Annotated in this window: 9 protein-coding genes; 5 read left to right on the top strand and 4 right to left on the bottom strand. The window is 69.6% G+C overall.

Annotated elements, in window-relative coordinates:
• Positions 1–80 precede the first annotated feature (80 nt).
• Positions 81–422, bottom strand: coding sequence for a rhodanese-like domain-containing protein (locus ACU4E7_RS12820; RefSeq protein ID WP_238120148.1), 342 nt, complete (start codon positions 420–422; stop codon positions 81–83).
• 277 nt (positions 423–699) lie between these two features.
• Between ACU4E7_RS12820 and ACU4E7_RS12815 the strand changes: the two genes are divergently transcribed.
• The 4 genes from ACU4E7_RS12815 (at position 700) to ACU4E7_RS12800 (ending at position 4,041) form a co-directional block, all read left to right on the top strand.
• Positions 700–1,005 (top strand): glycine zipper domain-containing protein, encoded by a 306-nt coding sequence (locus ACU4E7_RS12815; RefSeq protein ID WP_238120147.1) that lies wholly within the window; start codon positions 700–702, stop codon positions 1,003–1,005.
• Positions 1,006–1,193: 188 nt separating this feature from the next.
• On the top strand, positions 1,194–2,138 hold the full coding sequence (meaB, locus tag ACU4E7_RS12810; protein ID WP_447019082.1) for a methylmalonyl Co-A mutase-associated GTPase MeaB: 945 nt from the start codon (positions 1,194–1,196) through the stop codon (positions 2,136–2,138).
• Between the two features lie 78 nt (positions 2,139–2,216).
• Positions 2,217–3,470, top strand: a complete 1,254-nt coding sequence (locus ACU4E7_RS12805) for a cell wall hydrolase (RefSeq protein ID WP_447019081.1) — start codon at positions 2,217–2,219, stop codon at positions 3,468–3,470.
• Between the two features lie 22 nt (positions 3,471–3,492).
• Positions 3,493–4,041, top strand: a complete 549-nt coding sequence (locus ACU4E7_RS12800) for a GNAT family N-acetyltransferase (protein ID WP_447019080.1) — start codon at positions 3,493–3,495, stop codon at positions 4,039–4,041.
• A 51-nt stretch (positions 4,042–4,092) separates the two neighbouring features.
• On the opposite strand, the gene ACU4E7_RS12795 is transcribed toward ACU4E7_RS12800, so the two are convergent.
• Complete coding sequence (locus tag ACU4E7_RS12795; protein ID WP_447019079.1) at positions 4,093–6,375, bottom strand: NADP-dependent malic enzyme; 2,283 nt, start codon at positions 6,373–6,375, stop codon at positions 4,093–4,095.
• A gap of 243 nt (positions 6,376–6,618) precedes the next feature.
• On the opposite strand from ACU4E7_RS12795, the gene ACU4E7_RS12790 reads away from it, so the two are divergent.
• Positions 6,619–8,583, top strand: a complete 1,965-nt coding sequence (locus tag ACU4E7_RS12790) for a hypothetical protein (protein ID WP_447019078.1) — start codon at positions 6,619–6,621, stop codon at positions 8,581–8,583.
• Between the two features lie 72 nt (positions 8,584–8,655).
• Here ACU4E7_RS12790 and ACU4E7_RS12785 read toward each other — a convergent pair whose 3' ends face one another.
• Positions 8,656–9,225, bottom strand: coding sequence for a hypothetical protein (locus ACU4E7_RS12785; protein ID WP_447019077.1), 570 nt, complete (start codon positions 9,223–9,225; stop codon positions 8,656–8,658).
• A gap of 210 nt (positions 9,226–9,435) precedes the next feature.
• Entirely contained in the window at positions 9,436–11,208 is a 1,773-nt protein-coding gene (gene aspS / locus ACU4E7_RS12780) for an aspartate--tRNA ligase (RefSeq protein WP_447019076.1), read from the bottom strand.
• Positions 11,209–11,584: the final 376 nt, after the last annotated feature.

Raw genomic sequence — 11,584 nt, 5'->3', positions numbered from 1 at the left:
AAGCGCGAAGCCGCGCAACCTTCAAGCGCGACGATCAGCGGGGGCGTGGCCGCGGCACCGGATGGCCCGCGGCCGCATGGTCAGCCGCGCTCCACGGCGAACCCGGCGGCGCGCCAGCCCAGGATGCCGCCCTTCATATGTTCCTCATAGGCAAGGCCGGCCCGCTGCGCGGCGGCCGCCGCCTGCATGGAGCGCTGGCCCGAGCGACAGGAGAACACCAGGCGCTTGCCCTGCGCATCGGGCAGGGCCGCGAGATCGAAGCGGCTGAGCGGCAGGTTATAGGCGCCGGGAATGCGCTCCGCGGCCACCTCATTGGGCTCGCGCACGTCCACCAGGACGATGCTGCCGTTGTCCATGCCGGCCTTCACGTCGGCCGGCTCCAGATTGACGATGGTCCCACCGAAGGGGTTCTTCTCGCTCATGAATGCGACGTCCTCGAAAGAAGGCGCAAACCCTGCACCAGACCCTTGTTGCAACGCAAGCAAATTGCAGCGTCCCTAAGGGAGCGCGCGCAACACGATCACGCCGCTTTTTGCCGCCACTCACGGGGATGGAAGTGGCGGATGGCGGCCGTGGCCGGGTGGGCACCTCAACCGGAGCGGAACGATCCGCTCATCTGGCGTTCATCTTGGGCTTGCTAAACCCGCTGCCACGTCGGGCTTCGGTCGCCACGGCAGCCGGAGCTGAAAGGGAAACAACATGTGGATCCGTAGCGGAATTCTCGCTGCCGCTCTGCTCAGCCTGGCCCCCGCCGCGCAGGCGCAGAACAACACCGCCGCCGGCGCGCTGATCGGCGGCGCCACGGGCGCCATCATCGGCGGCGCGGTCACCGGCCGGGCCGGCGGCGCGGCGGCCGGCGCGGTCATCGGCGGCGCCACCGGCGCCATCATCGGCTCCCAGGCCGATCGCCAGCAACCCCGCTATCTGTGGGGACGCGACGGGCGCTGCTACCTGCAGCAGCCCAATGGCGACCTGATCCGGGTCTCCCGCGCCAACTGCGGCTGAGGGGCCCACACAGATTCGAACTGTTGATCGGTTCCGTTCCCCCGCACGGTTCCGATCAATGGGAAGGCGCCGGCGCAAGCCGGCGCCTTTTCCCTTTGCCCCGGCCGCACCCCTGCTGGCGCAAAGCGTTGGCAGAGACGCGGCAAAGCTGCTCAGATGGGGCATCTTGGTCTGCCCGATTCCCGCTGATGCCGCCGCACTCCTCTCCCCTGCCCGCTCTCGACACCCTCACCTCCGGCGCCAAGCGGCCGGTGGCGCAGGCCCTGGCCGCCATCGAGACCGCCCGCGGCACCGCCGCGCTGGTGGCCCTGCTCGATGCGGCCGCCCGCGCCGGCAAGGCCCAGGTGCTGGGGCTGACCGGGCCGCCCGGCGTCGGCAAGTCCACCCTCACCAATGCGCTGGTGCAGCGCGCCCGCCAGCAGGGGCGGACCGTGGCGGTGCTGGCCGTCGACCCCTCCTCGCGGCGCACCAAGGGCGCGCTGCTGGGCGATCGCGCCCGCATCCAGACCGATCCCGAGGATCGCGGCGTGTTCGTGCGCTCCATGGCCGCGCGCGACCGGCTCGGCGGCCTCTCCGACGACGCCATCGCCGCCGTGGTGCTGCTGCGGGCGGTCTACGACCTGGTGATCGTGGAGACGGTGGGGGTCGGTCAGTCGGAAGCTGACATCTCGCTGGTCGCCGATACGGTGGTGCTGTGCATCCAGCCGGCATCCGGCGACAGCCTGCAGTTCATGAAGGCGGGCGTCATGGAGCTGCCCGACATCATCGTCGTCACCAAGGCCGACATGGTGGAGGTGTCGCGGCGCGCCGCCTCCGAGGTGGCCGGCGCCCTCTCCCTGTCCGGCGACGGCGGCGACAGCTGGCAGGTGCCGGTGATCCGCCTGTCGGCCACCACCGGCGAAGGGCTCGATGCCTTCGAGGCGGCGGTGGGCAGCCACCAGCACCATCTGGCCGAAGGGGGGCGCCGCGACCATTTGCGCGCCACCCAGGAGCGCAAATGGGTGGAAGAGGCCATCAAGGTGCGATTCGGCACCCACGGCCTCGGCCGCGCCCGCGCCATGGGCACCGTCGCCACCACCCCGTTCGCCCGCGAGGCGGAATTGGCGACCCGGTTAACCTCCACGCAAGGGTAAACGGACAATGCTCTTGCCTGTCGCCGGCACGACACAGCCGGCTGGTGGCGCGTCAGCGGACAGGCAGAGGGCAGAGCTATGGCATCATCGAACAGCTTGCGGCACCCGCTGCCGCTTCTGGTCGCCGCCGTCGCCATCTGCACGGCGCCGGCGCGGCTGAGCGCCGGCGAGATGGACCGGCTGGACGCCCCCGGCGCCGCGCTGATCTCGGCGCCGCTGACGGTTCCCCTGCGCACCCTGAAGGTCGCGACCCTCGATCTGCCCCGGCCCCTGGGCGCCATGCCCGAGGGCCCGCCGGTGGCCCGCGCCGCGCTGGAGAGCGAGGCGCCCACCGCCGCGCCGATCGTCGTCGCGGCCCTGCCCCCAGCCTTGCCGGCCGCCGCCGACCGCGCCTTCCAATATCCCCCGCCGCTGGTGCTGGGCGACCCGGGCCTCGCGGCCGCCGCGGCGCCCGCCGCCAGCGCACCGCTGCATCCCTATCTGGAGGTCGCCCTCGACGCGCTGCTGGAGCTGCCGGTGATCCAGGACGAGGCGGAAGCGGTCACCGCCGGTGATTTCGGCCCCGATTTCGATGGCCAGGAAGCTGCCGCCCTCACCCTGCCGGATGCCCCCGAACAGGTACCGGAGGAGGCGCCGGACGAGCTGCCGCCCGACAATGCCCTGGCCGGTGTCTCCGCCACCGAGGTCGCCCATCCCCCGGTCATCGGCCACGACAGCCTCACGGTGTTCGGCAGCGATCCCAAGCTGTTTCCGCCCCTGGCGTTCGAGTATCACGCGCTGGCCGATCAGGGCTTCGTGCCGGCGCCGTTGCAGCCACCGGCCGAAGCCCCGGCGCTGACCACCGCCGGCAACGCCGAGCAGAGTCCCGAGCGCGACGGCATCTGGCCCTCGCCGGCGCAGCGCCTGGGTCTCGAAGGTCCGCCCCTCGCCCGCGCCCAGAAATGCCTGGCCGAGGCCATCTATTTTGAGAGCCGCGGCGAGCCCAAGCGCGGCCAGATCGCCGTGGCGCAGGTGGTGGTGAACCGGGTGTTCTCCGGCTACTACCCGGCGGACGTGTGCGGCACGGTCTACCAGAACGCCCACCGGCATCTGGCCTGCCAGTTCACCTTCGCCTGCGACAATGTGAAGGACGTCATCCGCGAGCCCGACATGTGGGTGCAGGCCAAGGAGATCGCCGCCGACATGCTGGACGGCAAGCTCTGGCTCGACAGTGTCGGCCGCGCCACCCATTACCATGCCTATTGGGTGCATCCGCGCTGGGTGCGGGAGATGCGCAAGCTCGACCGCATCGGCGTGCACACCTTCTACCGGCCGCGCCGCTGGCAGGGCTGAGAGCGCATCGGGCGGGGGAGCCATGACCGCGAACAGCTACCTCGCCCGCCCCCACGCCGTGTTCCGGCCGAGCTATGTGGCAGCCCTGCGCGAAGGCTTCGTGTGGGCCACGCGCACGGCGCCGGACGCCGACGCCATCGCCTTCATCGACAGCCATTTCGACGACTACCTGCGCCAGCTGGACGAAGACGGCCAAACGCCCCAGGGCGGCGCGCCCCGCCTGTCCGGCGTGCCGGCCAATACCTTCTGGCTGGTGGAGGACGGCGATTTCATCGGCGCCGTCAACATCCGTGCCCGCATCGACACGCCGGCGCTCGCCCGTTTCGGCGGCCATGTGGGCTATGCGGTGCGCCCCTCCCGCCAGGGGCGTGGCCATGGGCGGCGGGCGCTGGCGCTGGCGCTGGACATCTGCCGCGGCATGGGGCTGGGCGTGGTGCGGCTGAGCTGCGCCACCGACAACGTGGCCTCGCGGCGGGTCATCGAGGCCAATGGCGGGCTGCTGCTGCGGGCCGGCGCGCCGGCCTGGTACAGCCCCGCCCCCTTCCTGCTGTACGAAATCGTGCTGCTGTAGCCGCGGCGTCCCGCCGAAGCGGAACGCCGCAGGGTCAACGGTTTGGCCCGCTCAGCAGTTGGTCTGGGCTTCCACCACCGCCACCGCCGTCATGTTGACGATGCCACGGGCGGTGATGGAGGGGCTCAGGATGTGGGCAGGCTTGGCGGTGCCCATCAGGATGGGCCCCACCGGCAGGCTGTCGCCCAGCACCTTCAGCATGTTGTAGGCGATGTTCGCCGCATCGAGGTCGGGCATCACCAGCACGTTGGCGACGCCGCTGAGCCCCGAATGGGGCAGCGCGCGCCGGCGGATGTCTTCCACCAGGGCGTTGTCCGCCTGCATCTCGCCATCCACCTCCAGGTCCGGTGCCCGCTCGCGGACGATGGACAGGGCCGAGCGCACGCGCCGGGCCGAGATGGTCTCATGGCTGCCGAAGTTGGAGTGGGACAGAAGCGCCACCCGCGGCTCCAGGCCGAAGCGGCGCACATGCGCCGCCGCCAGAATGGTCATCTCGGCGAGATCGGGCGCGGTCGGCTCGGTCTGGATCTGGGTGTCGCAGATGAACAGGTTGCCCTTGGGGGTGATGAGCAGCGACATGGCCGCCAGCTCCTTCACCCCATCGGCACGGCCGATGATGTCGCGGACGTGGCGCAGATGGCGGCTGAAGCGGCCCTCGATGCCGCACAGCATGGCGTCGGCCTCGCCGCGATGCACCGCCAGCGCGGCGATGACCGTGGAATTGGTGCGCACCAGGGTGCGGGCCACATCGGGGGTCACGCCGCGACGGCCGGCCACCTCGATGTAATCGCGCACATAATCGCGATAGCGCGGATCGTCCTCGGGATTGACCAGCTCGAAGTCGACGCCGGGCCGGATGGACAGACCAAAGCGCTTGATGCGGGTTTCCACCACCGAGGGGCGGGCCACCACCACCGGAATGGCGATGCCCTCCTCCACCACCGCCTGCACGGCGCGCAGCGTGCGCTCGTCCTCGCCCTCGGCATAAATGACGCGCTTCTTGTCCTGCTTCGCGCGGGCGAACAGCGGGCGCATGATGAAGCCGGAGCGGAACACGAAATCATCCAGCTGGACGAGGTAATGCTCGAAATCGGCGATGGGCCGGGTGGCGATACCGGTATCCATGGCCGCCTTCGCCACCGCCGGCGCGATGCGCAGGATGAGGCGCGGATCAAACGGCGAGGGGATCAGCGAATCGGCGCCAAAGGCGCGGGTCTCACCGCCATAGGCCCGCGCCACCACGTCCGAGGGGGTCTCGCGCGCCAGCGCGGCGATGGCCTCCACCGCAGCCATCTTCATCTCGTCATTGATGTCGGTGGCGCCCACATCCAGCGCCCCGCGGAAGATGTAGGGGAAGCACAGGACGTTATTGACCTGGTTGGGAAAATCCGACCGGCCGGTGCAGATCATGGCATCGGGCCGCGCCTCGCGGGCGAGCTCCGGCATGATCTCGGGGGTGGGGTTGGCGAGGGCCATGATGAGCGGATGATCCGCCATCTTCTTCACCATCTCCGGCTTCAGCACGCCACCGGCGGACAGGCCGAGGAAGATGTGCGCGCCCTCGATCACCTCTTCCAGGGTGCGCTTGTCGGTCTTCTGGGCGAACTTTTCCTTGTAGGGATCCATGAGGGTGTTGCGGCCCTCATAGACCAGCCCCTCGATGTCGCAGACCCAGATGTTTTCCGGCTTGGCGCCGAGCTTCACCAGCAGGTTCAGCGAGGCGAGCGCGGCCGCGCCGGCGCCGGAGGCGACGATCTTCAGATCCCCGATCTTGCGCTTGCCCACTTCCATGGCGTTGCGCACGGCGGCGGCGACGATGATGGCGGTGCCATGCTGGTCGTCATGGAACACCGGGATCTTCATGCGCTCGCGCAGCTGGCGCTCCACCTCGAAGCACTCGGGCGCCTTGATGTCCTCAAGATTGATGCCGCCGAAGGTGGGCTCCAGCGCGCTGATGACATCCACCATGCGCTCGACGGTCGAGGCGTCGATCTCAATGTCGAACACGTCGATGCCGGAGAACTTCTTGAACAGGACCGCCTTGCCCTCCATCACCGGCTTGCCGGCGAGAGGACCGATGGCGCCCAGGCCCAGCACCGCGGTGCCGTTGGAGACCACGCCCACCAGATTGGCGCGGATGGTGAGCTCGGCCGCCTGCAGGGGATCGGCGGCGATCGCCTCGCAGGCCGCCGCCACGCCGGGCGAATAGGCCAGCGCGAGATCCCGCTGGTTGCCGAGGGGCTTGGTGGCCTGGATCTCCAGCTTCCCGGGTTTCGGCAGACGATGGTAGACGAGTGCTCCGGAACGCAGATCCTCGGAAATATTCGACGCCATACCCTCCCCCAACCTTTTTCCGTTCGTGCCCGCTCCGAGACCCAATGCCACGCGCGGGCGCGGTTGACGCTCCATCCCGCCGGCAATATCGCCGAAGGACATGGGCTCGCGCTAATGGGAAATCGCGGCCGAAACGTAGCGGGGCGATTCTCTTATGTCACGGCCAACTACAAAATATGAGTTATGTTGCGCGCGCATGATCGCCCTGCAACCCACAGATGTCCGCGGCGAGGCCCTCTCCCGATGAAGAAAATCGTTGTCGTCAGCGTGCTTGCGCTGCTCCTCGTGGGCATCGGCGGCTATTTCGGCATGTCCTATTGGGCGCGCCACCAGGTGGATGCGCAGATCGAGCAGGCGCTGGCCAGCATCCGCGCCACCGGCGCCCGCGCGGCGGTGGGCAAGACCGAGGTCTCGGTGGGCGAGCGCAGCCTCGTGCTCACCGACCTTTCCTTCGTCAGCGCCGATGGAAACGTTACCCTCACCGTGGGGAAGATCGCCGCCCGTGACGCCGCCCCGCCGCGGGGCGAGCGAATCACCGCGGGCAGCGTGGCGGTGGACGACCTCAAGGTCAGCCTCAAGGGCACCGCCGCCGGCGCCGTGGCCCACCAGGTGCCCCACCTCGCCATCACCGGCTATTCCGGGCCGCTGCTGCCGGCGGTGCGCGGCGACGGCACTGACCTCATGAACGTGCTCATGGCGCAGCTCGTCGGCATGAGCGCTGAAACGATAGCCGCACCGCGTACCGTCACCCGCATCAGCCCTCCCGCCGATGCGGTGGATGAGGCGCCGCGGGAAATCACCGCCGAGACCCTCAGCCTCACCGGGGTGGATGAAGGGCGGGTGGCCAAGCTCGCCATCGCCCGCCTCACCGCCGCGCCGCTGCCGGACGCGGCGGCCGTGCGCGAGGGCCAGGGCAGTGGCCTCCACGCGCAGGTCAGCGACATCGCCGTCACCGGCATCGACCTCAAGCCGCTGCTCCAGGGCGCGGCCGCCGGCACCGGCTTCGTCCAGGTGCTGCAGGAGGCCACCACCGGCCAGATGGTGGTGGAGGAAGAGGACGGCCGCACCGAGCTCGCCGGCGTGCGCTTCACCGGCCTCGCCATCGCGCCGGAGGCTTTCACCCCGGCCCGCATCGCCGCCCTCAACGCCATCAATGATGCCGCGGACGACGCCGTCGCCAGCGACCAGCAGATCACCGATGCGCTCGCCGTCATCTCGGCGGTGCGCTTCACCCGCTTCGAGGCGCGCGAGCTGCGCAGCACCGAGCCCAGCGGCAACGGCCATGTGGCGGTGCTGACCCTCGAGGGGCTCGACGCCGGCGTGCTGGCCCAGCTCGCCCTGGAGGGCGTGGACGGCGATGAGGACGGCCGCAGCGCCCGGGTTGGCCGCATCGCCCTCACCGGTCTCGATCTCGGCCGCGCCTTCCGCTTCGCCCATAGCGCCGAGGACCTGACCCCCGATGCCGCGCTCGGTGCCTTCCGCCTGCTCTCCGGCATTACGGTGAACGATGTGGAGGTGCCCACCGGTGGCGAGGGCGCCCCCAGCGCGCCCATCCGCATCGGCACCTTCGCCCTGTCGTGGGGGGATCTGGCCGGCGACCTGCCCACCCGCATCCGGCTCGATTTCACCGATGTCTCCGGCCCCATCGGCGCCGATGATGGCGAGCCCTTCACCACCCTGGCCGCCGCCGGCCTCACCCGCGCCACGGTCTCGCTGGCGTTCGGCGCCGCCTATGACGCCGCCGCCTCCAGCGTGCGCGTGGCGCCGATGGAGATGGAGGTGAAGGACGCCGTCCGCCTGAAACTGGACACCGCCCTCACCCAGCTGCCGGCCGCCGCCCTCGCCAGCGAAGAGGCGATGACCGAGGCGCTGCCGGGCGTGAACCTCGGCCCCACCACGCTCACAATCACCGACCTCGGCCTCGCCCGGCTGGTGATGCAGCGCATGGCGGAGGCGGAGGGCGTGAGCGTCGATGAGTATCGCGCCGCGTTGGTGCAGCTCCTGCAGCAGCTCGCCGGCGACCTGGCGAAGACCAATCCCGAGGCGGCGGACGTGGGGGCGGCGCTCGCCGCCTTCATCGAAAATCCCCACACCTTGACGCTCACCGCCACCCCCAAGGGGCCGGTGCCGCTGCTGGCGCTGATGAATTCCGACGATCCGGAAGTGCCGCTGCAGCTGTTCACCTTCTCCGTCACCAACACGCCCTGAGCGCCACGGCCGCCTCGCCCACGCGCGGCGGCCCGCTTCTCTCCGCAGATCTGTCAGGATGGGCTGCGCGGCTCAGCCGCCGGCCTTCTCCAGGGCCGCCAGATCGATGGCGGACAGGAAGGCGCGCTTGTCCGCATCCGGGGCGGACCCCTCGATGGTGATGAAGGTGCCGCCGCTCATCAGCTGCACCGCCCCTTCGCGGGTGGCCACGGCGACCCGGCCCTGGTGGCGGAACACCTTGCCCATGGCGCCCAGCATCTGCGCGTTGGCGAACATGGCGCCCATCTGGGCGATGAAGGGCGACTGGGCGATGATCTGCACCGTGACGGTGTCGTCGCCCTTGCGATACTCGCGCTTGGCGATCAGCCCGCCACCGAACATGGCCGCCGCGGCGGCATCGGTCTCCGTCTCGCCCGCGGTCCAGCCGGCCGGCGCCGGCGGCAGGAACTTGGCGAGGCCCTCGGCATTGCGCTGGGCGAGCAACTGGGAAGCGATATCCAGCGCCTGCTTGGCGCCGGTCAGATCGCCGGCGCCATAGGCCTTCTGGGCATCGGCGATGGCATCGGAAATATCATCGGCGCGCGCCAGCCCCGGCAGGAGCAACGATGCGGCGACGATGGAGGTGATGAGGGTGCGGTTCAACGGGGATGTCTCCGGAAAGAGGCACGGCGCCGGTCCCACTGCGGAGGTCCGGCGGCAATTGCCCCTCGCGCCCGGTTGTCTTCCCGCCCCGCACGGGAACCGCAGCGCACAGAATCAATTGCGCGGCCAGATTGCCGCAACGGCAATGCCCGCGCAACTTGTCGTCCCATCGACCGGCGCAATCTCCGGACCCTGACGGCCCGGCGCACCTCACTTCTGCGGCGGCACCGGGCGGATGTGGAGCTCGCGCAGCTGCTTGGGGGTCGCCTCGTTGGGGGCGCCCATGAGCAGGTCCAGGGCCTGCTGGTTCATGGGGAAGATGGAGATCTCGCGCAGGTTCTCGGTGCCGCACAGAAGCATGACGATGCGGTCCACGCCCGCCGCCATGCCGCCATGGGGCGGCGCGCCATACTGGAAGGCGCGATACATGCCGCCGAAGCGCTCGATCACCGTCGCCTCGTCATAGCCGGCCAATTCGAACGCCTTCACCATGGCTTCCGGCTTGTGATTGCGGATGCCGCCGGAGGCGATCTCATAGCCGTTGCACGCGATGTCGTACTGGAACGCCTTGATGGTGAGCGGATCCTGCGTCTGCAACGCCTCCAGCCCGCCCTGGGGCATGGAGAAGGGATTGTGGGAGAAGTCGACCTTCTTCTCGTCCTCGTTCCACTCGTAGAAGGGGAAGTCGACGATCCAGGCCAGCTCGAAGCGCTCGGTGTCGATGAGGTTCAGGTCCTCGCCCACCTTGGTGCGGGCGGCGCCGGCGAACTTCACGAACTTCGAGGGGTCGCCCGCCACGAAGAAAGCGGCATCGTCCGCCTGCAGCCCGAGCTGAGCGCGGATGGCCTCGGTCCGCTCCGGGCCGATGTTCTTGGCCAGCGGGCCGGCGCCCTCGTTCCCCTCGCGCCACATGATGTAGCCGAGGCCGGGCTGGCCCTCGCCCTGGGCCCAAGAGTTCATGCGGTCGCAGAAGGCGCGCGAGCCGCCCTTGGGGGCGGGAATGGCCCACACCTCGTTCTTCTCCACCTCCAGGAGGCGGGCGAACACCTTGAAGCCGGAACCGCGGAAATGCTCGGACACCTCCTGCATTTCCAGCGGGTTGCGCAGGTCCGGCTTGTCGGTGCCATATTTGCGCATGGACACGGCATAGGGAATGCGCGGCCAGTTCTGGGTGACCGGCTTGCCGTTCGCAAACTGTTCGAACACGCCGCGAATGACCGGCTCCACCGCCGCGAAGATGTCCTCCTGCTCGACGAAGCTCATCTCCAGGTCGAGCTGGTAGAACTCGCCCGGCAGGCGATCGGCGCGGGGATCCTCGTCGCGGAAGCAGGGGGCGATCTGGAAGTAGCGGTCGAAGCCGCTCATCATGATCAGCTGCTTATACTGCTGCGGCGCCTGGGGCAGCGCATAGAACTTGCCGGGATGGAGGCGCGAGGGCACCAGGAAGTCGCGCGCGCCCTCCGGCGAGGAGGCGGTGAGGATGGGGGTCTGGAACTCGAAGAAGCCCTGGCCCTTCATGCGGGCGCGCATGGCGTCGATGATGGCGCCGCGGGTCATGATGTTCTGGTGCAGCTTCTCCCGGCGCAGGTCCAGGAAGCGGTACTTGAGGCGGGTTTCCTCGGGATATTCCACATCACCGAACACCGGCATGGGCAGCTCGGCGGCGGCGCCCAGCACCTCCAGCTCGGCGGCGTAGACCTCCACGGCACCGGTGGCGAGGTCGGGGTTCTGGGTGCCCTCGGGGCGCAGGCGCACCTTGCCGTCGATGCGGATCACCCATTCCGAGCGCGCCTTCTCGGCGTCCTTGAAGGCCGCGCTGTCGGGGTCCACCACCACCTGGGTGAGGCCGTAATGGTCGCGCAGGTCGATGAACAGCACGCCGCCGTGGTCGCGGATGCGGTGGCACCAGCCAGAGAGGCGGACGTGCTCGCCGACCTCGGCGGTGGTGAGCGCGCCGCAGGTGTGGGAGCGATAGCGGTGCATCGAGATTGCCCTTTCAAGGCTCAAATGGGTGGTCCGCGAAGGCAGGACACCTTTCCGGCGGGCTCCTGCGCAGGCCTTGCGGCGCGCCCGGAGCCCGGCGGAGATGGTTCGCCCCCGGCGCCAGCGAACGCGCGCCGCGGCGCGGACCGTCCGCGTCTAAAGCCGGGGAAAGGGCATGCGCCCCAGCCCTTGTCAAGCGGACAGTCCTGGTTCCTTCCCCCCAAAGCGTGCTATCAGCACCTCTCGGCGAGAGCGATGCAACGGGGGGACCGTCGTCTCGGGACCGACAACCACGAGACGCGCAGTGAGACAAGGCCCGATTTCACCCGAGACCCCGACCGCCTGCGCCCCCTCGTCCGCCTCCGAAGCCACCGGG

Source organism: Xanthobacter sp. ZOL 2024 (assembly GCF_052932325.1).
This window is presented reverse-complemented; position numbering and strand designations above follow the sequence as displayed.

What these genes read in the sequence shown, in the direction of transcription:
- ACU4E7_RS12800 (WP_447019080.1), top strand. Translation starts at nt 3,493, where the DNA reads ATGACCGCGAACAGCTACCTCGCCCGCCCCCACGCCGTGTTCCGGCCG.
- ACU4E7_RS12795 (WP_447019079.1), bottom strand. Translation starts at nt 6,375, where the DNA reads ATGGCGTCGAATATTTCCGAGGATCTGCGTTCCGGAGCACTCGTCTAC.
- ACU4E7_RS12805 (WP_447019081.1), top strand. Translation starts at nt 2,217, where the DNA reads ATGGCATCATCGAACAGCTTGCGGCACCCGCTGCCGCTTCTGGTCGCC.
- ACU4E7_RS12820 (WP_238120148.1), bottom strand. Translation starts at nt 422, where the DNA reads ATGAGCGAGAAGAACCCCTTCGGTGGGACCATCGTCAATCTGGAGCCG.
- ACU4E7_RS12815 (WP_238120147.1), top strand. Translation starts at nt 700, where the DNA reads ATGTGGATCCGTAGCGGAATTCTCGCTGCCGCTCTGCTCAGCCTGGCC.
- aspS (WP_447019076.1), bottom strand. Translation starts at nt 11,208, where the DNA reads ATGCACCGCTATCGCTCCCACACCTGCGGCGCGCTCACCACCGCCGAG.
- ACU4E7_RS12790 (WP_447019078.1), top strand. Translation starts at nt 6,619, where the DNA reads ATGAAGAAAATCGTTGTCGTCAGCGTGCTTGCGCTGCTCCTCGTGGGC.
- meaB (WP_447019082.1), top strand. Translation starts at nt 1,194, where the DNA reads ATGCCGCCGCACTCCTCTCCCCTGCCCGCTCTCGACACCCTCACCTCC.